This is a genomic window from Chryseobacterium sp. Leaf180 (assembly GCF_001424585.1).
In the GTDB taxonomy this organism is placed as follows: Bacteria; Bacteroidota; Bacteroidia; order Flavobacteriales; family Weeksellaceae; genus Chryseobacterium.
Genome location: NZ_LMPJ01000008.1, coordinates 167,934 through 189,122, shown reverse-complemented (window position 1 = coordinate 189,122; position 21,189 = coordinate 167,934). Strand labels below are relative to the sequence as shown.

Here is a 21,189-nt window from a genome sequence, read left to right as displayed (position 1 = left end):
ATAATGGCAGATGAAAATGTATATAATCAGAATCTAACTTTAGATGAGATTGTATTTGAAAATAGAAATAAAAGCTATGGTGCATATGATATCAGATCTCAGTATCCAAGATTACTGACAAGGTCTTTTATTATCGGTACATCTCTTTTCCTATTAGCGGCCTTATCACCTTTTATATATCTTACAATTCAGCGTATGAATGAACCGCCACCAACGGAGGTTAAAGCTGATTTGGTTGATATCTTGGAAGATGATCCTATTATTGAGGAGCCGAAAGAAGAAGAACCGCCACCACCACCGCCACCAAAGGAGGAGGAAAAGATTGAAATTATTCAAAACGTAGTTCCAGAGCCGGTAAAAGCACCAAAAGTGGAAACACCACCGCCACCAATCTCGAAGCAGATTGAAACAACTACAGGTTTAGTCAATCAGGAAGGTATTAGAGCTCCGGCTTACACACCACCACCACCACCACCAAGTACAGGTACAAAAACTTCCACTGCTGAGGTTAAGCCACAAGTGAGTGATACACAAGTTTATAGTGAGGTAGAGCAGGTTGCAGAATATCCTGGTGGTATTAATGCTTTTAGAAATAAAGTTCAGTCAAACTTCGACGGTTCTGCTATGAATGGTGATGAAGGTACTGTAAAAACTGAAATTACTTTCGTTGTCGAGCGTGACGGTTCTATTACTGATGTGAAAGCAAATGGTAAAAATTCAGATTTTAATTCTGAAGCTATCAGAACCATTAAGTCTATTAAAAACAAGTGGGCACCTGCAAAAATCAACGGACAGTCCGTACGATATCGTTTCAGATTACCACTGACAATGAATTTTGAAGGTTAATAATTTTTAAAGATTTACTATCTATACAAAGAGAAGCACTTGCTTCTCTTTTTTTTATATTTTTGTTATATGATGTTTAATTGGTTATCTCTCGTTACCGGGCTTTTCTATATCGTTCTCGGAATTGTCATTATTGTTTACAAATTTTTTTTCACCATTCTGGAACCGACTGTTGCTTATCCTTTAGGAATTTTGGTGATGCTGTATGGTGTCTTCAGAATTTATCGTGCAGTATCAAAAATTAATAATAAAGGTGATGAATAGATTATTCACAGTATTTGGCGCAGTTTGTATCTTAATATTATCTGGCTGTAAAAAAAAGGAAGACCTGTCGCCATCGTATCACCGTGGTGAAATGACGGTTCTTACCGATGAATCATTTAAAAGTGTCACAGAAGCTTTGGCAGAGGGATATATGATTACTTATCCCGATACAAAAATCAAAGTGGAGACAAAAAAAGAGGATTTGGGTTTCCTTGATCTGCTAAATGACAGGGCACGTCTTGTGGTAATGTCGCGTGAGCTTTCAGCAGAAGAGATTAAAGAATACGAAAAACAGGTAGAGCTTAAATATAATCCTGCAAAATTTGCTGCAGATGCAGTAATCTTTGTTGTTCCAAAAGATTATCCGAAGGACATGATTAGCTTAAAAGAAATTGAAGAAGGTCTTCAGTCTGATGCTAAGAATTTTGTTTTTGACGGAACCAATTCCAGTAATCTTAATTTTGTTGCTCAACGTTTTAAAAAGGAGCCAAAAGATTTAAAATTTTCCATCATTCCAGGCAATGAAAATGTCATTGAAGAACTGAATAAATATCCGGGGAAAATCGGAGTCATTGGATTAAATTCCATCAGCCGGCCTTTTGATAAAAACGCAGAAAAACTTCGCAGCATGATTAAAATTTTACCGATCGAAACGAAAGGGACAGCATATTCTCCGAATCTTGATGGCTTACGGGAAATGAAATATCCTTTCACCCGCGTTTTGTATTTCTTAACGAATGAGGGAAATTTTAACATTGCCAACGGTTTTATCCGATATTCGTGCACGCAGCTCGGCCAGATGATCGTTGAAAAAGAAGGACTTCAGCCTTATAACATCTACAGAAGAGAGGTGCAGATGCGTTAAATAGTATTAAATTTAACCTTTCTGTAAATCGCACATCATACTATTGGTACCAAATTTGTGTAAATTTGAATCTAATTTTAAAAAAAATAATATAAAATATGATGATTTTGAATGTAAAGAAGTTCGCCATAGGTGCAGCCGCTGTGTTTTTTACCAACTTTGCGGTAGCTCAGACGCTGCAAGATGGCATCAACAGTATAGACAGTGACAAGTATGCTCAGGCTAAAACAAATTTTGCATCAATGATTGCGAAGGAGCCAAAGGCAGAAAATTATTTTTACTTAGGAAACACATTCCTAAAACAGTCAGATCCGGATTTTACTTCTGCAACTGATAATTTTAATAAAGGTCTCGCAGCAGATAGTAAAAGCAACCTGAATAAATTGGGTCTTGCGTCCGTAAGATTGGGAAAAGGTGATAAATCAGCAGTTGCTGAAATACAGAAAATTGTAAAAGATTCTAAAGAGAAAGATGCAGAAGTGCTTTTCAGAGCTGCTGAAGCATTAACTATTTATGAAAAAAATAACGCGCCGGATTTAGCAATCGAATATCTGAATAAAGCAATCGAAAGAGCGCAGAGAAAAGAAGTTCCTGCTTATTATTACTACACTTTAGGTGACGCTTATAGATTGAAAAGAATGCCTGGAGATGCAATGAGTGCCTATGACAAAGCACTTCCGTTAGCAAAAAACAAAGCGTCTGTCTACACCAGAATAGGAACCTTATGGATGGCAGCACAGCAATGGCAACAGGCTAAAACCAGTATTGATAAAGCGATAGCCACTGATCCTACTTATGCTCCGGCTTACAAAGCAATGGCCGCGTATGATATCAGATATCAGCAAAATGCCAAAGCAACTCAGGATTTGATTAACTATACAAAATATGCTGATGAAGATCCATATACTCAATTGGAGATTGCAAAACTTTATTTTACAAATGAAGATTATGCTAATTCTAAAGTGATTTTAGATAAGATTTTCGATAAAATTAACGATCCGATTAAATATAAACTGAGAGCATATGTAAATTATGCAGATGGTGAGTATGCCATGGCAAAACAAAATATTGACACTTTTGCTTCTCAGGCAGAAAAATCAAGAATTCAGCCTGCAGATCAGGGTTTAATGGGTCTTATTGCTGCAGGTTTGGCTAAAACTGAAACCGATGCTGCAAAGAAGACCGCTCTGATGAATGAAGCACAGCAGAAAATTGCCATTGCAAAAGGTGCAAAAGATGAAACTTTGAAGTGGGACATGGAGTTGGCTAAAATCGCAGGTGGCGGTGGAAATTCTCAGGCTGCTGTTGATGCAGGACCAACGAATCCGACAATTGAAGGTTTCAAAAAGCAGGTTGCAGCTAATCCTCAGGATACTGATGCTTTGTTTAAACTTGCAACGGCTTATCAGGATGCAAAAAACTGGAATGGTGCTATTATGACATGGCAGAAAATGAGTACTCTTTTGCCAGATTGGGCACCAGCGTACTATAGCGAAGGGTATTCTTACCAACAGTCAGGAAACAATGAAGCAGCGAGATTGTCGTATGAGAAATTCCTAAGCACGGTAAAACCTGCGGATATGGCTGCAAACAAGCAAACGATGGCTTATGCATATTTCGCAGTAGCGTTTATGGTAAAAGATACCGATAAGGCAAAAGCGAAAGATTACGTTGCAAAATCATTGCAGTTAGATCCTTCTTATCAGGATGCGATTAATCTGAATACAGAATTAAGTAAATAATATTTCTTAAATAAACCTTAACTTCCCATTCTTAATGTTTGGGAAGTTTTTTTGTTTTAATTAAAATTATGAAAGTAGATATATTGGCGATCGGAGCGCATCCGGATGATGTAGAATTGGGATGTGGAGGAACGATTATAAAAATGGTTTCGGAAGGCAAAAAATGCGCAGTAATTGATCTTACGAGAGGCGAACTTGGTACGCGCGGTACAGACCAGACAAGAAAGCAGGAAGCAGAGGATGCTGCGAAGCTTTTAGGTTTAAGTGCGAGAGAAAATCTGCAGATGAAAGATGGCTTCATTAATAATACTGAAGAATATCAGATGAGAATTGTACAGATGATCCGTAAATACCGACCGGAAATTGTTTTGGCAAATGCAATTGATGACAGACATCCGGATCATGCGAAGGCTGCAAAATTAGCCTCTGATGCGTGCTTTTTATCGGGTTTAAAGAAGATTGAAACAACATTGAATGGGCAAACACAGGAAGTCTGGAGACCGAAGCAGATTTTTCATTATATCCAGTGGAAAAATGTTGTACCTGAATTTGTCATTGACATCTCAGATTTTCTTGATCAAAAGCTGGAAGCATGTATGGCATATAAAACTCAGTTTTACGATCCAAACTCCAAAGAACCTGTGACACCAATTGCAACAAAAGATTTTTTTGAAAGCCTTACCTATCGCGCTCAGGATCTTGGCAGGCTTTCTGGAGTGAATTATGCGGAAGGTTTTACAAGTGAAAAATTAATTGCGATGAAAAATTTCGACGGAATTGTTTTGTAAATAAAGAAATTTATCTATATTTGCACCCACGAAACGGTGATTGTAGCTCAGTTGGTTAGAGCGTCGGATTGTGGTTCCGAAGGTCGGGGGTTCGAGACCCCTCATTCACCCTAGCAGAACACATTTTCATTTTGAGAATGTGTTTTTTTACGCAAAAAATCCGGAATAGTTTTCCGGATTTTTATATTTTAAAGCGTAAAATTATTACATTTCTTCGTCAGATTCAATCGTGTATGATTTCGTTTTGAAGTCCTTGTCGTGTTTTTCGGAGATTACATCTTCACCTTTTTCATTTAAAATGAAGTCTGTAGATTCATTAAACATTTCCTGGAAGCTTTTAAAATCTTCTTTGTAAAGATAAATTTTGTGTTTTTCAAAAGACGCTTCGCCATTCTCTCCAAAATTCTTCTTGCTTTCTGTGATTGTAAGATAATAGTCTCCAGCCTTCGTCTCACGCACATCAAAGAAGTAAGTTCTTCTGCCTGCTTTTAATACCTTCGTGAAAATCTCATTTTCATGTCGTTCTTTGTAATCACTCATTATTAGATGTTTTTTTTAATCTGTGTACACAAATATATAAGTTTTCTTCCAAAGGGGAAATTTTTTTTATGATTTATTTAACAATTCGGTCATTTTTTGTTAAGCTGTTATCGTTTTGTCAGTTTCGCTGAGATTAATGATTTTGTCGGCTCTCTGGGCGCTCGACTCCCGGTGCGTAATGATAATGGACGTTGCGCCCGCAATCTTCTTCTCGATATTTTCCAGGATATTCTGTTCGGTCTCTGTGTCTAATGCAGAGAGAGAGTCATCAAAAATGATTATTTTAGGATCTTTTATTAATGCTCTTGCGATACAGATTCTCTGTTTCTGTCCCCCGGAAAGCATCACTCCACGTTCGCCTACCATTGTTTTATACTCATTTTTAAAATGAATAATATTTTTGTGAACGTCTGCAATTTTCGCATATTCAACCACTTTTTCATGGCTTGGGTTATCTACCGCAAAACCGATATTGTTTTCGATACTGTCTGAAAATAGATAACTTTCCTGCGGGATGTAACCGATAAACTTTCGGTAATTTTCGAGATTGTGTTCTTTCAGATTTTTTTCGTCAACCAAAATTTCGCCTTCGGAAGGATCGATCAGACGGCAAAGAAGAAGCGCGATGGTAGATTTTCCGCTGCCGGTTTTTCCCATAATGGCAATTGATTCGCCGGCTTCTACGCTGAAGCTTAAATTGTCGAGTGCTTTTATTCCGGTATTTGGATAAACGTATGAAACGTTTTTAAACTCAATTTTACCTTTAATAAAAAACTGATCGGTGCTGGCATTCTGAACTTCAGATTTTTTATCTAAAAATTCATTAATTCTCTGCATTGAAGCTTCCGCCCGCTGATTAATAGATGTCACCCAACCGACCATAGAAAAAGGGAAAATTAGCGTGTTGATGTACATAAAGAAATCGGCGATTTTCCCGATGCTGAGCGTTCCATCGATATATTTTTGTCCGCCAACAACGATGATCGCCACATTAAGCAAACCGACTACAAAAAGAATTATTGTGAAAAAGTACGCTTCGGTTTTAGCTAAATCGAGTGCTTTGTTCTGATATTCTGTGACCTTGTCGCTGTAATTTTTCTTAATATAATTTTCGCGGGCAAAAAACTTCACCACGCGAATTCCGGAAAAGCTGTCCTGTACAAATGTGGAAATCGCCGACTGACTTTTCTGCATAATCTTCGACTTTCTGTTGATAATCGAACTCACTTTATAGATCACAAAAGATAAAATCGGAAGCGGAAGCAAGGTCCACAAGGTCATCGAAACATCTGTTGTCAACATATAAATGCTGGTAATCGTCACCAAAACGATGAGATTCACCACATACATTACGCCCGGACCGAGATACATTCTCACGGCAACAACATCTTCACTAAGACGATTCATCAGGTCTCCTGTAGTCGTTTTTTTATAATCGGTAAGCGAAAGTTCCTGATAATGGCGGTAAATTTTATTTTTTAATTCGTATTCGATGCGGCGCGAAGCAACAATGATCGTCTGGCGCATCATGAACGTGAAAAAACCGGTAAGCAGCGAGCAGCCAACAATGATGGCCACATAAATCAAAACCTGTTGATTGAAACCAAGTTTTCCGCCGTGGGTGAGTTCGTCTACTGACTTTCCTACAAACTGTACTTTGTAGGTATTGAAAAAGTTGCTGGCGATGATAAATAAGAACCCCCAAAATAACAGTATTTTGTGCTTCCAGAAGTAAGGGTTCAGGGTTTTTAAAGCTTTCATAAACTTTGGCAAATTTACGAAAATAGAGCCAGACTGAGACCACATCTCATTTTAATTAGTATCTTTGCAGCCATTAAAAGTTCTTTGAATGTTAGGCAGAAGACAAATCCGTGAGAAAGTGGTAGAGAGCGTGTATGCATACTACCAAAACCCTATAAAAATCGATGTTTTAGAGAAAAATATGTTCAGCAGTATCGAGAAAATTTACAATCTCTACATCTGTGAACTCAATTTTCTGGTAGCTCTGAAAAATCTTGCCGAAAACCAAATGGAAATCGGGAAGACAAAATATTTAAGAACGGATTCCGACCTCAATCCAAATCAGAAATTTATTAATAATCAGGTTTTAATTAAACTGGAGGAAAATCCGGAGAGATTATACTTTACGGGTCAGCACAAAGAACTGAAATGGGATCTGCATGATGATTTTTTGGTGAGAACATTCCAGAGAATGACGGCAGGAAAGCGTTACCAGGATTTTATGAAAGAAGAAGGTTTTTCTTTTGAAGAAGATCAGAAATTCATAGGTAAACTTTTTCTACGATATGTTGCCGAAAATGAAGATTTTCATGACTACGTTGGCGACAGAGAACTTACCTGGTCGGATGATATTCATATCGCAAACTCGATGGTGCAGAAAACGATTGGTTTCATTAAAGAAAATGAAGACAGCCGCACGCTCATCAAAATGCTGAAGGATGAAGAAGATAAAGATTTTGCTGGGAAACTTCTAAGAGATACGCTGAATAACTGGGAACCGACTGAAAAAATTCTCTCTGAAAGACTGGAAAACTGGGATCTTGAGCGGGTTGCTGTAATGGATAAAGTAATCCTGATGACTGCGCTTTCGGAACTTCAGGCTTTTAAACTAACGCCTTCTAGAGTAATTATCAACGAATATATCGAGATTTCAAAAGTTTTTGCCACAGACCGGTCAAACATTTTTATCAACGGAATTTTAGATAAATACTGTAAAGATTTAAACAGAATTTAAATATATTAAAATGAAAAAAACCTTATCAATCATCGCTTTAAGCGTAATAGCTTTCGGACTGACTTCTTGCAAAAAAGAAACAAAAACCGAAGAAACAACGAATGAAACTGTAGTGGCAGATTCAACCGCGGCGCCTGCAGCAATACCGGACTCAACGACTACAACCACAACGACTGAAACAACAACTGCAACTCAAACGGTTGGAGCTGAAACAACTGCTACTTCTGCAGCAAAAAGCGGTCAGCCATTAACGACTATTGCTTTGGCACAGAGCAGTTACGATTTTGGAAACATCAAAAAAGGAAGCAAAGCAAGCCACGTTTACGAAATTACCAATACCGGAAAAAATCCTTTGATTATCTCTGAAGTAAAGCCAGGATGCGGATGTACTGCGCCTGAATTTACAAAAGAGCCGATCATGCCGGGGAAGAAAGGGAAAATCACACTTAGCTTCGATTCTTCAAACTTCGACGGAGCAGTTTCTAAATATGCTGATGTTTTCGCAAACGTAGAAAAAGCGCCGATCAAACTGACCTTCGTAGCGAACGTACAACCTTAATATTTCCTGATTTATGATGACTATTTTTTTACAGGCAGCGCCAGGCGGTTCTTCGCCAATGATGCTGATAATGATGGGTGTGATGTTTGTCGGGTTTTATTTCCTGATGATCAGACCTCAAATGAAGAAACAGAAGCAGGAAAAAAAGTTTCAGGAAGAACTGAAAGTGGGAAGCAGAGTAGTGCTGACTTCTGGTCTGCACGGCAGAATTGCTCAGATTCAGGAAGACGGTATTGTAATTGAAACGCTTTCCGGTAAACTTAAGTTTGAAAAAGCGGCAATATCAAGAGAATTTACGGCCGCAAGATTTGGTGATAAAGCCATAGCTGCTGCAACTGCTGATAAAAAAGAATCGGCTATCGATTTAGATAAGAAATAATTTTTTAAGATTATTGATATTAATTCCGGCGCGGTGAGCTTTGCTCACCGCGCCGGAATTTTTCTGAAGAAAATTTAAAACGATTTATTGGAAGATATTCAGACACATTTAAGATTTAAAATATCTTTGTGCAATGGTTTTAAATAAAACAGTTCTTATTCTTGGTGCTAACTCGGATGTAGCGAAACAGGCGATTCTACAATATAAAACTAAAGGATTTAACATAATTGCCGCCTCCCGAAATACTGATGAACTGGAAAAGTTTGTCGGGGAAAATAATCTCATTTCAAAAGTTTATATTGTTTTTTTTGATGCTGCAGATTTTGATTCGCATCAAAAGTTTTATGACAATTTACCGGCAAAAGCTCACATAGTCATCTATGCAGCAGGCTTTTTAGTGGAAAATAAAAAGGCGATGCAAAACTTTGAATCGGCCAAGCAAATGATGTTAGTCAATTATATGGGCGCAGTTTCTGTTTTAAACATTATTGCTTCAGATCAAAATAATAAAAAACTCGAAAGAATTATTGGTCTTTCGTCACTCTCAGGAGTTCGTGGCCGAAAAAGTAATTTTGTATACGGAAGCACAAAAGCTGCATTTACCACTTATCTGGCTGGTTTAAGACAGGAACTCGCTTTGCGAAACATCACAGTGAATGTTTTGGTCAGCGGCTATATTAACACGAAGATTAATGCAGGTTTAGATTTAAATAAAAGTTTGCTTATGAAACCGGAATATGTTGCAGAACATATCGTCAACGCCGGAAATTCTTTCACCATTGTTCCAAATTTCAAGTGGAAACTGATTTATTTAATTTTAAAAATTTTGCCAGAGAGTGTGGTGGCAAAGTTGCCTTAAACACTCTGCAAAAGTTCAAGCGCCTTCATCATATCAAAACTCTTTCCTAAAACCGGTTTAAACAAATCACCTTTTGCCTTAATTCTTTCCAAAGCATTTTCAATATTGAAATCCGTTGGTTTCAAACCTTTTTTCAGTTCATCCCACTCAATCGGCATTGAGACGGCCGCACCTTCTTTCGGCCTTAGGCTGTAAACGCTGGCTAAAGTTTGTCCCTGTCGGTTTTGAAGATAATCAAGGTAAATTTTTTTTTCGTCTCTCTTCTGTAAGCTGCGCTCCAAAGTAGTGATTTCCGGAAGTTTATCATGAACCTGTTTCATCAGAATATGGGCAAAATCTTTCACCTGATCAAACGTATATTTTGCTTTTACAGGAAGATAAATGTGAATTCCTGTACTGCCTGAAGTCTTGCAGTAACCTTCAATTTCCACTGACTGTAAAACTTCGTTTACTACAAGAGCCGTTTCAATAACATCATCAAAACTGTTTTTCTTTGAAGGATCAAGATCCAACACCAAAAAATCCGGCTTATCCAGATTGGGTACAGAAGCATTCCATGGATTAAAATCGATGCATCCCAAATTATTCAGGTAAGCAAGTGTTGCTTTATCATTACAGATTGCATAATCGATGTTTTTATCGGTTGATTCAGAATAAACCTGCGTCGTTTTTATCCAGTCTGGAATCGAGTCGCCGGCATCTTTTTGATAAAATCCAGATTCTTCAATCCCATTCGGAAAACGGTTTAACGAAAGCGGCCGGTTTTTAAGGTGCGGGAGAATAAACTCAGCGACAGACTGATAATATTCTATCACTTCACCTTTGCTGATTTCATCTTTCGGAAAATATATTTTATCCTGATTCGTCAGCTTTATTTTATGTTTATTCAGCGTCAACTCTTTTTCATTTTCAGAAACTGCTTTTTTAGTTTTAGTTTTCTTTGGTTCCATATAATGTTGCTTTTCAGGTAAAATAGTGCTTAAATCTTCAATACTTTTATCTTCACGTATCGCCACAAAAACCGGATGTCTAAACATGCCATCTTTGGTAATTTCAGAAAATTTAACCTCGCAGACAATCTCAGGTTTTACCCAGGTTACAGGCATATTCGTTTTAGGTGTATTCTCAAAGGGTGATTTATCAATTTCAATTTTCTGAAGTCTTTCTAAAATTTCTTTCAGTGAAAGCGCATTAAATCCGGTTCCTGTATGACCTGCATAAATAAGATTTCCTTTAAAAAATTTGCCTAAAATCAGTGCTCCAAAAGCTATTCGAGAGCCTTTTGGTTCGGTGTAACCGCAGATTACTGCTTCTTCTGTATTGGTGAATTTTATTTTCAGCCAGTCGGTACTTCGGCTGTTTTCGGTGTAAATGCTGTCAGCCTTTTTAGCAATCATTCCTTCAAGCTGCATATTTTTCATCTGATTAAAAAACTCAATTCCTTTTTCGGGAACATGATCACAGAATTTAATGAGATCTGTTTCAACTAAAGCGTCCTTTAAAAGTTCTTTACGCTGAATTAAAGGAAGTTCTTCTGTAGAATGGCCATTGAGCCACAGAAGATCAAAAACCTGATAGGTTAATGCCAAATCCGGATTGTCGCCAATTTGCTGTAAAAGTTGGAAGCTTGGTTTTCCGTTTTCGTCGAAAGCTACGATTTCGCCATCGAGAATCATGCGGTGTTTTTGCTGAATGAAATCCTGAGCAATCTTATCAAATTTAGATAAAAAAGAAATTCCGTTCCGGGAATAAAAAAGTGGTTGCTTTTTACTGAGATCGGCAACTGCACGATAACCGTCCCATTTAATTTCAAAAATCCATTCTTCATCGTCAAACGCATCGTCAGAAGATTTTGCCAGCATTGGTTTAATGAATTTCTCTAATTTTTTCTCATCCACCAAAGAATTGAAACGCTGAAATTTCGGTTTTGTTTCAGAAGCAATTACTTCTTTTTGCTGTTTTTTGGGCTTTTTTTTTCCTGGATAAATTTTGAAACTAATGATTTCGGTGATACGTTTTCTTCTGCATCATATTCATCTTCTGCAAACTTGTCCTTATGTTTGATGAGGAGCCATGCATTGTTATCGGCATTTTTCATTTTTACCAAAGCAAATTCTCCTTTCAGTTTTTTGCCGTGAAGAATAAATTTCAGAGAACCATCTTTCAGTTCTTTCAATAATTCTTTTTCATCAGAAAGCTTACTTGTCTCGTCTAATGGTTCATAGGTTCCACTGTCCCAGATTTCCACCTGTCCGGCACCATAATTTCCTTCGGGTATATTTCCTTCAAAATCTTTATAATCGTATGGATGATCTTCCACCATCATCGCCAGACGTTTGTCATCCGGATTAAGTGATGGGCCTTTGGGAACTGCCCAGCTTTTTAGAACACCTTCCATTTCCAGGCGGAAATCGTAATGCAGCCGCGATGCAGCATGCCTCTGAATTACAAAAACGAGCTTATCATCACTTTTTTTAGTTTTTCCTTTGGGTTCGGTAGTTTCATCGAACTTTCTTTTGTCATTGTAATCTTTAAGAGCCATGATCAGGAAGCATTTTTAGATTTAGGACTTTGTAAACTTGCTTTTAGCTGCGCCATAAGGTCAATTACTTTTCCCTGTTTTGCAGGTTCAGATTTCTTCACTTTAACAGATTTTCCTTTTGCCTTTTTCTTAATTATTTTAAGAAGCTCTTCTGAATAAGTGTTTTTATAAAATGTAGGATCAAAAGATTCTGACAGCTGCTCAATCAGGTTTTTTGCCATCTTCAGTTCTGCAGGTTTCGGTGATTTTTTGGCAGGTATTTTCAGCTGTTTGTAGTCTCTTATTTCCTGATCAAACCTCAACCGGTTTAACACCAGAACATCGTCATTATAAGGACGAATCATGCCGATCGCTTCGGTGTCGCGGAGAACAAATGTACCAATGCCCACCATCTTAGTTTGCTGCAAGGCTTTTATTAAAAGCCGGTATGCATTTTCACCGTTCTTTTGTGGCTCAAGAAAATAGGGAGTTTCGAAATATACAGAATCAACTTCGACTTCTTTCACAAAATGTTCAATGGAAAGAATTTTAGTCTTTTCCGGACTTGCGGCTTCGTAATCTTCATCTTCAAGAACAACGTATTTGTCATCAATCAAAAAACCTTTTACAATGTTTGCCCACTTTACTTCCTTGCCTGTTTTTTCGTTGACTCTTTTAAATTTAATATTCGAAAAATCAGATTTATCCAGCATATCAAGATCCAGTTTGCTGGTTTCTGTAGCAGAATAAATCTTTACAGGAATATTCACTAATCCAAAACCAATGGCACCGTTCCAAATTGCTTTCATTGTTTTATTTTTTAGAGAAAATACAATGATTGTGCCGTGGGAAATTATGTTTTAAGATTAGATTTCTTTTAATAGCGACTTACTTTCTAAATAATATATCGTTTTTTTGAGATTTTCTTCATCAATATTGACTTTGTCTAAAATGAAATTCATAAAAGAAGAAGCTGTGATATAAAGATATTGGTCATCTAAAATACAGTAAGTGATTTCCTCCCAGATAAATTTATATTCTGATTTATAATTTTTGAAACCAAAATGTGTCGGAGTAAATTCCCAGATTACATCATTGGAATTTGTCTTGAGATCGGAAATTTCTTGATCTAATTTATCGTAAAAAGTTTTTTTAATTTTTTTGTATTGAGACAGATAGTTGAAATATGATGAAACCGAGGCTAAAGAAAATCCGAAAAAGAAACCTGAAAAAGTATAATTTTTCAAAAGCACAGTAATAATTCCAAATGCAATAAATGTTACTCCCCAATAAAGATTTTTATTGTTTTTTTTGAGATTATTTTTCCATTGTCGTTCGAATTCATAGTGATTAATCTTTTGTAAAATTTCTCCTGAGTTGGGAGTATTGAATATGAGTATTTCGTTGGTCATTCAGGAAGTTTTATTTTATAGAATCAGTTATTGCAAAATTAAATTTATCGGTGACAACATCACCAATTGTAGCATCAATACTATACTTTTTAGAAACAATTATAAATCTGTTTTTTTCATAACAATGTTTAATTATTTTAATTGGTAGGGTTTCACCATTTTCAAGATCAAGAAACCCCATATAACTTTCGCACATATACCGTCCTTCAGTTGACTGAAATTTAGTGAAAACACCTTCCATATCTTCATTGCTTAAAAAAACATCATTGACTTGGGCAGAAATAATTTTATTTTCATTTATGGATGTTTTGAAGTCTTTTTTTATAATTTCTTTTGCCAGAGCAAAACAAACAAAACCACAAAAAAAGAAAAACCCTGACTTATACATACAATCAGAAATTTTATCAGAAATTTCATCTTGCCTGTTTGAAGGATAATACGTCATCTTCTTTATCAATGACATTATCAAAAATACAATAGCTATGAATATAAAAATAGCTCCAAAAGTCGTAAGTGTTGAAATAAATATTTTCATAAAAAAAGCGGAGAAAAAATCTCCGCTTCTAATTTATGCTTTTAAATTTAATTTCAGTTCGAGTTCATCGAGCTGTTCGTCGGCAATTGCGGCAGGCGCATCGATCATTACATCCCGCCCGGAATTGTTCTTAGGAAAAGCGATGTAATCTCTGATCACTTCATTTCCGTCAAGAATTGCTACCAATCTGTCAAATCCGAAAGCCAAACCACCGTGAGGCGGGGCGCCGTATTTGAAGGCATTCATCAAAAATCCGAATTGCGCTTCTGCTTCTTCTTTTGAGAAACCTAAAAGATCAAACATTTTCGACTGCAAATCTCTGTCAAAAATTCTGATAGAACCACCACCGATTTCGTTTCCGTTCAAAACCAAATCGTAGGCGTTGGCTCTCGCTTTTCCCGGGTCAGTTTCTAATAAATGAAAATCTTCGGTTTTTGGAGAGGTGAAAGGGTGGTGCATTGCGTGGTATCGACCGCTTTCTTCGTCAAATTCCAACAACGGGAAATCGACAACCCAAAGAGGTGCAAATTCGTTTCCTTTTCTTAAACCAAGACGGTTTCCTAATTCCATTCTCAAGGCAGAAAGTTGTGTTCTCACTTTGTCAGCATTTCCAGACATTACGAAAATTAAATCTCCTGCTTTTGCGCCGAATTCTTCTGTAATTTTCTTTAAATCTTCTTCCGAATAGAATTTATTGACAGACGAAGTTACAACGCCATCATTTTGGAATTTGATCCAAACCAATCCTGTGGCGCCGATTTGAGGGCGTTTTACCCAATTTACCAATTCGTCGATTTGTTTTCTGGTATACTCTGCAATGCCTTCTACATTGATTCCGACTACCAATTCTGCATCGTCGAATATTTTGAAATCTTTTCCTTTTGTTAAATCATTTAATTCGTGGAATTCCATTCCGAAACGGATGTCCGGTTTGTCGTTTCCGTATTTCTGCATCGCATCCGCGAAAGTCATTCTTGGAAAATCTCCGAATTCGTTTCCGGTGATGTCTTTCAAGAGAACTTTTGTCATTCCTTCAAAAACATTCATAATATCTTCCTGCTCTACGAATGCCATTTCGCAATCGATTTGAGTGAATTCCGGCTGTCTGTCGGCACGCAAATCTTCGTCACGGAAACATTTCACGATTTGAAAATATTTATCCATTCCACCAACCATCAACAACTGTTTGAAAGTTTGTGGCGATTGTGGAAGTGCGTAAAACTGTCCTGGATTCATTCTGCTCGGTACAACAAAATCTCTCGCGCCTTCCGGAGTCGATTTGATTAAGACAGGAGTTTCAACTTCGATGAAACCTTCTTCGGAAAGATAATTTCTAACTTTCTGTGCCATTTTGTGACGGAAAACCAATTTGTCTTTTACCGGATTTCTTCTGATGTCGAGGTATCTGTATTTCATTCTCAGTTCTTCGCCACCGTCAGTTTCGTCTTCTATGGTGAATGGTGGAAGCTGAGACTCATTTAAAATAATAAGGTTTTCAACTAAGATTTCTACGTCGCCCGTTGCAATCTTTGGATTTTTGGAAGTACGTTCGATAACGGTTCCTTCAACTTTGATGACAAATTCACGGCCGAGTTTCTTAGCAGTTTCCAGAAGTTCTTTGGAAGTTCTGTCCTCGTCCAATAACAATTGTGTGATTCCGTAACGGTCGCGCAAATCTATCCAAATCATAAAACCTTTGTCGCGGATGGTTTGTACCCAGCCGGAAAGTGTTACTTGTTCATTCAGGTTTTTCAGAGATAATTCTCCGTTGGTGTGCGATCGAAACATTGGTTTTTTATGTTTAAATTAAAATGAAATCAAACCTCTACGTGCCAGATTTTTCGTGTGCAAAGATAAGATTTTTAAGAAAAGCATGGGCATGAAAAAAGCTTCCGATGTGGAAGCTTTAAAATATTTTTGAAAAGAATTACAGAGCTGCGGCTGAGGAGGTCTGCTTCATTTCTGTTGCCAGCTGTTTCGCAGTTTTGCCTTCGCTATTTTTTTTGTTTTTATCGGCACCTTTGCTTATCAGGGCTTTAAGCATATCTGTGTTGCCGTACATCGCAGCGTTCATAAGAGGCGTCGTTCCGTCACAGGCTTTATTGACGTCAGCATTGTTGGCAATCAAAAAGTTAGCGATTTTATTTTTCTGAAATTTTAAGCTGTAAGAAAGCATCGTCGTAGAAGATTCTTTTACGCTGAGGCATTTATCATAATCAGATTTCGGAAACGCTTTTTTAAAAGTTTCTACATTATCTGACTGTATAGCGATTCTCTGCTCCTTTGAAACCTGCTGTGCAGAAAGTGTTCCTGCGAAAGCAACAACACCGATAAGTGTAGTGGTAAATATTTTTTTCATGAAATTTATTTTAGATATATCATTACAAATCTAATGATTTTTATAAATATAAACTTAATTATTTATCCAATTCACTGCTTTTTCCAAAACTTCATCTCTTTCATTCTTAATGCCTTCGATGGTAGGTTTCACCTCAACATCCGGAATAATACCGATTCTCTGTGTTTCTTTACCGTCAGGATAGTAAACGCCGATACCACTTATCATTGTCGAAATATTGCCGGGAAGCGTGATGCGTGAAACATTTCCATCTGCTCCAGCGGTAGTAGAACCAAAAACTTTTGCATTTGGCGCGGTGCGGAAAGCCATTGTGTGAAATTCAGCGCTGCTTTGCGTAGTTTCATTTATTAAAATCGCGATCTTTCCTTTGTACGCATCTTTTCCGGAACCTTCGACTTTAATGATCGGGGTGTAAATAAATAATCCAGGCTGACTGTTAGCGGTAAATGTGAATTTGACAAAATCTGAAGCGTCAGGTTTCAACAGTTTTCCCAATTTGTACACCACAAAATCTGAGGGATAACTTCTGAAATCGATCACAAGACCTTTAGTGTTTATCATCTTATCAAAAACCGCAGGAAGTTCTTTTGAATCAACACTTCCCATGTAGAAATAGGCAATGTTTTTATCAAGCATTCTGAAAAATTCTCTTTTTTTCTCTTCTTCCCCATCATCAATTTCAGAATACTTATATGTTTTTACAGTGGTATTTTTCACAGTTCCGTCTCTCAGAAATTTGACTTTAATGTTTTCATCATTGCTGCACAAAAGATTTCGGGCGACTTCTCTCAATTGCGTAGGATAATTCGATGCGGCCGTATACTTTAGCTGCTTTTTAATAATCTCGTCAACTGTCAAACCGTTTACTTCCAGAATAATATCGCCTTTCTGCAGTCCGCTTTCTTTGCCTAGATCTTCTTTAAAATACTCTTTCACAACTGCTTTACTTTCGGCAAAAGTAATTTTCACCGGTGGATAACGTTCGCCAAAAAACTGATTGACGTATTTATTATTTCCCCAAACATTTGCATGAGTATCATGAATTCTTGCGATGATTTCCAATGTCGCCAAAGTGTATTCAGACGTGTTTTCTGCTTTTAAAAATTTAGGAATAAACTCCGGAAGCACCTTTTTCCAGTCTTCTTCAATCAGATTTTTGTACGGAAAATAATACTGAATAATATTCCAGTAGCGATACAGCGAAAGCAAACGAAAACCTTCGTCTGGATACGGCATGTTTTCGTACGTTTTTTCATTTTTAAAATCAGGATTATTTACGCCTTCAAAAAAACCAACATAATAATTGGTTTTCGGCCGTTCTGCGTTTTTTAAATTGAGCAGTAAACCGCGCAGTTCATCAGAAAACCCCGAATTGGAAATCCACTCTAAATCCGGTTTTATTTTAATGTTTTTTTCATCTGCATCTTTATTTTTAGAAATCGGATAATTTCCCAGACTTTTAATCCAGCTGATAAAAATTCTGTCATTTTCAGCTTTGGTTTTTTTATTAATTTTTGGCAGAATTCTGAAAAGTTCATAATCCCAGTTGTAATTTCCTTTAGCGATATTTGGATGATAATATTTCAGATATCCCCAGATTAACCCCAGATTTTTAAGGTTTTCTGTATTGTTTTTATCCAGATCAATGTTGCTGATTTTAGAACCGCCGTCAAATTCTTTATCCAGATCGGCTTTCACCAGTTTCTTTTCAAAAATTTTTGCGTTTTCAATATCTTTTCCGTCAACCGTAATTTTCATATCGTCAACCCAAATTGTTCCCGAGCCGGCAAGCAAAGCTCCAAAAACAATTTTAGTCGTTTCTTCCGGCGACATTTTTAAGGTGATTTCATATTTTTTCCAGTCGGTTGTGCCTTTCAAATCTGTATTTTGCATGTTATCAAACGCGATTTTAGGATCGATTCTCATCCACAAACTGGCAAAACCGTCGGTAACATTCTCAGTCTTTATGTAGCCGGAAAGTTTGATTTCTTTCCCTTCATAGTTTTCCGGAAGTGCGAGTGAAATCCCTTTAAAACCATTACTGTCGCCGGATTCGATTTTCAAAGCTGCAGAACCTTCTTTTTTTATAACAGAATCAATAGAAACCTGCGCCTTGCCTTCACCGATAATTTCCCAGCCTTTCGGAAGATTATTTTCGGTCTTTTCAAAATTTAGATTTTCGGTCTTTTTTTGTGAAAAGATATTAGAAAAGATCATTACGGTTAAAATGAAAAATAGTTTTTTCATTGTTTTTTTTTATTAAAAATTAATTTTTTAAGCTAAAATTCCTGCGACAAATTTCAAAATGAAAAGTAATAATTCGATCATTTTCAGTCTTTTTTAAATTCCAGAAGGTCACCGGGCTGACAATCCAAAACTTCGCAAATGGCTTCCAGCGTAGAAAGTTTTACGGCTTTTGCTTTTCCGGTTTTCAGGATTGAAAGGTTGGCCTGCGTGATCCCGATTTTCTCGGCAAGTTCCTGCGACTGCATTTTCCTTTTCGCCAGCATGACGTCTACGTTGATGATAATCGGCATAGTTTATATGGTTAAATCATTTTCAGACTGAAGTTCATAGCCTTTTTTGAAAAACTCAGTGACGAACAAAATTAAAATTCCGAAAAACAGATATGAAAATCCATTGAATGTTGTAGCGAAAATATGACCGGCACTAATAAACCCAGCGATTGAGTTTAAAATTAATGTAAAAAAGATATTAAGCCAAGCGAATCTCTTAAGCCAGACAATAGCATTTCTGTTAAAAACTTTTTGTGATGAAATTTCCTTAAAAATCTTCGAACTGAAAAAGGCAAACAGAGTGATATACAGACCGGAAACGATTTTCGTATAAATAAAATTTGGTTCAAATACTCCTGTGAGCAGATTTTGAGAGGTAAACGGTAGGTAAATTTTAAATTTAAGGAGACCATCCATCGTGTTTGTCCATTTATTGTGTGACCAGCCCACATCTTCATTCAGAAGAAAAAAACTGTTCAGAATGTGACTTCCGGTTCTGAAGTTGTAATACAGGACAGACAAACCGAATATTTCGTAAATGTAGATGATAGAAAAAATGATACTTAGAGTAAGCAAAGCGTAACTGATGTAGGTAGAAGCCGAATTTCGTCCGATAATTTTCATGATAACTGGTATAAAAGTGTTTTATAAATTTTACTTTGATTTATTGCAAATATATAATTAATTATCATATTACGATATTTAATTATAAAAATAGTTTTTCTTTACTCATCATTTACAGCTTAGAACGGTAGCTTTAAATTATTTTGCGTAAATTACACTCAACAAAATAATTTATTATGGGAAAAGGAGATAAAAAATCAAAAAGAGGAAAAATCAACAACGGAAGCTACGGCAAGAGAAGGCTGAGAAAAGCTTCCAAAGAAACGCAGTCTTCTGAAAAGGAGAAGAGCTAAAAAAATCCCGCAGAGAAATTCTGCGGGATTTTTTTATTGATATGCCGAACAAATTATTTGCCGAAAATTCCTCCAAGAACGTCGCCAATTCCGCCACCTTCTTTTTTGTTCGGATCTTTGCTGTCGCCACCTAGAATATTTCCGAGAATATCTCCTATAGAATTTCCCGATTCGCCTTTGTTTCCGCCTAAAACGCCTCCTAAAATATCACTTAAAGGATTTGATCCACCGGAAGCTCCACCAAAATTTCCTAAAATTCCGCCAAGCAAATCGCCCATACCACCAGCCTGAACATTATTCTGCTGTTTCTGTTTGCCGATGAAACCCATGATTACAGGCGCCAACATTGCCAAAATAGGCCCGATTTTATCCATTGAAATCCCTGTGGTATCTGCCAGTTTATTTTCTACCGTATTTTTCTGATTCCCGAAAATGTGCGATAGAATAGAATTTCCTTCTTCCTGCCGGTTTTCAAGCTCAGATGTGTCATCCAGAATATTTCCGTTATGATGTTTGTCGAGCGTTTTATTCAAAGCTTCAGCTTCATTTGCATCCTGAGATTTATTTTTCAGATATGAAATAATGAGCGGCGCTGCGACTGCCATCAGCGCGATAACTTGATTTTTGCTGATTCCGAATTTCTGTTCGGCCTTTTGAGCAACGTCGTTTCCCGTGTTTCCGGTAAGTAAGTCTGATAAATTCATATTTTTTTGTTTTGATTTAAAAGTTTTAAAGAAAATAAACTGCCAAACTCGATAAACGAAAATTCTTATTTAATTTTTTAAAATAGGAACATTAGAGCAGGCTTCTCCAAACATCAGCGATTTTACGACGGGCTGCAGTTTTTCTACAAGCTCTACGTACGCATTTTCTGGAATATTTTTGTCGGTGCAGCCTTTTACCAAAACTCTTTTCCCGCGCAACTGTTCAAAATTATAAGCAGAAACCGTATCGTGCATCAGGATCATTTCCAAATCATTTTGATTTCCGTAAACTACTTTTCTCGCACTTCCGCTTAGTTTTGCCGTCAGCAGAAAATAGGCCCAGAGCGGAACAATCGCATCTGCCGAATTATAGATATAAACAAACGTATTTCTGTAAATTTCGACATCAATGGCGGCCACTTTCTCACGGAAATCTTTTTCCTTTAAAACCATTTCCATGAATAGAAAATCTTTAAGATCAATCCCGATTCGTGCGCCTTTTGGCCAGAGATCTGCAAGATCAAAATTGACAAGACCGCTGTCTGCGACTTTATTTTTTATTTCAAATTCTTCTGACATTTTTATCATTATCTTTACACAAACTTACAAATTAAGATCCGTTCTCGGG

Annotated in this window: 24 protein-coding genes and 1 tRNA gene; 11 read left to right on the top strand and 14 right to left on the bottom strand. The window is 36.9% G+C overall.

All coding sequences use genetic code 11. The annotated features are described in order from the left end of the window. The first annotated feature begins 3 nt into the window (after positions 1 to 3). From ASG01_RS08595 to ASG01_RS08570, 6 genes are all read left to right on the top strand, one after another. Complete coding sequence (locus ASG01_RS08595) at positions 4 to 846, top strand: energy transducer TonB (protein ID WP_055862714.1); 843 nt, start codon at positions 4 to 6, stop codon at positions 844 to 846. 69 nt (positions 847 to 915) lie between these two features. Continuing rightward, on the top strand, positions 916 to 1,110 hold the full coding sequence (locus ASG01_RS08590; protein WP_317038770.1) for a C4-dicarboxylate ABC transporter: 195 nt from the start codon (positions 916 to 918) through the stop codon (positions 1,108 to 1,110). After that, positions 1,103 to 1,975, top strand: a complete 873-nt coding sequence (locus tag ASG01_RS08585) for a PstS family phosphate ABC transporter substrate-binding protein (protein ID WP_055862711.1) — start codon at positions 1,103 to 1,105, stop codon at positions 1,973 to 1,975. Before ASG01_RS08590 ends, ASG01_RS08585 begins: the two co-directional genes overlap by 8 nt. A 98-nt stretch (positions 1,976 to 2,073) precedes the next feature. Beyond that, complete coding sequence (locus ASG01_RS08580; protein WP_055862709.1) at positions 2,074 to 3,717, top strand: tetratricopeptide repeat protein; 1,644 nt, start codon at positions 2,074 to 2,076, stop codon at positions 3,715 to 3,717. 68 nt (positions 3,718 to 3,785) lie between these two features. After that, positions 3,786 to 4,505 carry a bacillithiol biosynthesis deacetylase BshB1 gene (gene bshB1 / locus ASG01_RS08575; RefSeq protein ID WP_055862707.1) on the top strand — a complete coding sequence of 240 codons (720 nt, stop codon included), beginning with the start codon at positions 3,786 to 3,788 and terminating at the stop codon, positions 4,503 to 4,505. Positions 4,506 to 4,540: 35 nt separating this feature from the next. Next, a tRNA-His gene (locus ASG01_RS08570) sits at positions 4,541 to 4,616 on the top strand. Between the two features lie 93 nt (positions 4,617 to 4,709). Here ASG01_RS08570 and ASG01_RS08565 read toward each other — a convergent pair. Next, positions 4,710 to 5,045 carry a DUF3276 family protein gene (locus ASG01_RS08565; RefSeq protein WP_055862706.1) on the bottom strand — a complete coding sequence of 112 codons (336 nt, stop codon included), beginning with the start codon at positions 5,043 to 5,045 and terminating at the stop codon, positions 4,710 to 4,712. A gap of 99 nt (positions 5,046 to 5,144) precedes the next feature. Next, entirely contained in the window at positions 5,145 to 6,806 is a 1,662-nt protein-coding gene (locus tag ASG01_RS08560; protein ID WP_055862704.1) for an ABC transporter ATP-binding protein, read from the bottom strand. A gap of 88 nt (positions 6,807 to 6,894) precedes the next feature. Here ASG01_RS08560 and ASG01_RS08555 point away from each other — a divergent pair, with 88 nt between their 5' ends. From ASG01_RS08555 to ASG01_RS08540, 4 genes are all read left to right on the top strand, one after another. Beyond that, a complete protein-coding gene (locus tag ASG01_RS08555) occupies positions 6,895 to 7,800 on the top strand; it encodes a transcription antitermination protein NusB (RefSeq protein ID WP_055862702.1) in 906 nt (301 codons plus the stop codon). A gap of 10 nt (positions 7,801 to 7,810) precedes the next feature. Then, positions 7,811 to 8,359, top strand: coding sequence for a DUF1573 domain-containing protein (locus tag ASG01_RS08550; RefSeq protein ID WP_055862700.1), 549 nt, complete (start codon positions 7,811 to 7,813; stop codon positions 8,357 to 8,359). A 13-nt stretch (positions 8,360 to 8,372) separates the two neighbouring features. Further along, positions 8,373 to 8,738, top strand: coding sequence for a preprotein translocase subunit YajC (yajC, locus tag ASG01_RS08545; RefSeq protein WP_055862698.1), 366 nt, complete (start codon positions 8,373 to 8,375; stop codon positions 8,736 to 8,738). A 133-nt stretch (positions 8,739 to 8,871) separates the two neighbouring features. Next, entirely contained in the window at positions 8,872 to 9,597 is a 726-nt protein-coding gene (locus tag ASG01_RS08540; protein ID WP_055862696.1) for an SDR family NAD(P)-dependent oxidoreductase, read from the top strand. On the opposite strand, the gene ligD is transcribed toward ASG01_RS08540, so the two are convergent. The 10 genes from ligD to ASG01_RS08490 all read right to left on the bottom strand — a co-directional run bounded on the left by ligD (position 9,594) and on the right by ASG01_RS08490 (position 19,564). Beyond that, a complete protein-coding gene (gene ligD / locus ASG01_RS08535; RefSeq protein ID WP_238584531.1) occupies positions 9,594 to 11,495 on the bottom strand; it encodes a DNA ligase D in 1,902 nt (633 codons plus the stop codon). The two genes, ASG01_RS08540 and ligD, sit on opposite strands and share 4 nt — an antisense overlap. A 44-nt stretch (positions 11,496 to 11,539) precedes the next feature. Continuing rightward, positions 11,540 to 12,139 carry a DNA polymerase ligase N-terminal domain-containing protein gene (locus tag ASG01_RS08530; protein WP_055862694.1) on the bottom strand — a complete coding sequence of 200 codons (600 nt, stop codon included), beginning with the start codon at positions 12,137 to 12,139 and terminating at the stop codon, positions 11,540 to 11,542. A gap of 2 nt (positions 12,140 to 12,141) precedes the next feature. Then, positions 12,142 to 12,927 carry a Ku protein gene (locus tag ASG01_RS08525; protein ID WP_055862692.1) on the bottom strand — a complete coding sequence of 262 codons (786 nt, stop codon included), beginning with the start codon at positions 12,925 to 12,927 and terminating at the stop codon, positions 12,142 to 12,144. Positions 12,928 to 12,984: 57 nt separating this feature from the next. Then, complete coding sequence (locus tag ASG01_RS08520) at positions 12,985 to 13,530, bottom strand: hypothetical protein (protein WP_055862690.1); 546 nt, start codon at positions 13,528 to 13,530, stop codon at positions 12,985 to 12,987. Between the two features lie 10 nt (positions 13,531 to 13,540). Further along, positions 13,541 to 13,975 carry a hypothetical protein gene (locus ASG01_RS08515; RefSeq protein WP_131725351.1) on the bottom strand — a complete coding sequence of 145 codons (435 nt, stop codon included), beginning with the start codon at positions 13,973 to 13,975 and terminating at the stop codon, positions 13,541 to 13,543. Between the two features lie 123 nt (positions 13,976 to 14,098). Beyond that, positions 14,099 to 15,853 carry an aspartate--tRNA ligase gene (gene aspS / locus ASG01_RS08510; protein ID WP_055862686.1) on the bottom strand — a complete coding sequence of 585 codons (1,755 nt, stop codon included), beginning with the start codon at positions 15,851 to 15,853 and terminating at the stop codon, positions 14,099 to 14,101. A 139-nt stretch (positions 15,854 to 15,992) separates the two neighbouring features. After that, positions 15,993 to 16,424 (bottom strand): ankyrin repeat domain-containing protein, encoded by a 432-nt coding sequence (locus ASG01_RS08505; protein ID WP_055862684.1) that lies wholly within the window; start codon positions 16,422 to 16,424, stop codon positions 15,993 to 15,995. Positions 16,425 to 16,478: 54 nt separating this feature from the next. Further along, the gene (locus ASG01_RS08500) at positions 16,479 to 18,671 is read right to left on the bottom strand and encodes a S41 family peptidase (RefSeq protein ID WP_055862682.1); all 2,193 of its coding nucleotides are present in this window, start codon (positions 18,669 to 18,671) and stop codon (positions 16,479 to 16,481) included. 83 nt (positions 18,672 to 18,754) lie between these two features. Then, entirely contained in the window at positions 18,755 to 18,961 is a 207-nt protein-coding gene (locus ASG01_RS08495; protein ID WP_055862680.1) for a helix-turn-helix domain-containing protein, read from the bottom strand. 3 nt (positions 18,962 to 18,964) lie between these two features. Continuing rightward, a complete protein-coding gene (locus ASG01_RS08490; protein ID WP_055862678.1) occupies positions 18,965 to 19,564 on the bottom strand; it encodes a DUF2975 domain-containing protein in 600 nt (199 codons plus the stop codon). A gap of 176 nt (positions 19,565 to 19,740) precedes the next feature. On the opposite strand from ASG01_RS08490, the gene ASG01_RS15720 reads away from it, so the two are divergent. After that, on the top strand, positions 19,741 to 19,857 hold the full coding sequence (locus tag ASG01_RS15720) for a 30S ribosomal protein THX (RefSeq protein ID WP_082498328.1): 117 nt from the start codon (positions 19,741 to 19,743) through the stop codon (positions 19,855 to 19,857). A gap of 53 nt (positions 19,858 to 19,910) precedes the next feature. Here the strand turns inward: ASG01_RS15720 and ASG01_RS08485 are convergent, their stop codons facing one another. Continuing rightward, complete coding sequence (locus ASG01_RS08485) at positions 19,911 to 20,561, bottom strand: DUF937 domain-containing protein (protein ID WP_055862676.1); 651 nt, start codon at positions 20,559 to 20,561, stop codon at positions 19,911 to 19,913. A 69-nt stretch (positions 20,562 to 20,630) separates the two neighbouring features. Further along, complete coding sequence (locus ASG01_RS08480) at positions 20,631 to 21,140, bottom strand: DUF2480 family protein (RefSeq protein ID WP_055862674.1); 510 nt, start codon at positions 21,138 to 21,140, stop codon at positions 20,631 to 20,633. Between the last annotated feature and the right edge of the window lie 49 nt (positions 21,141 to 21,189).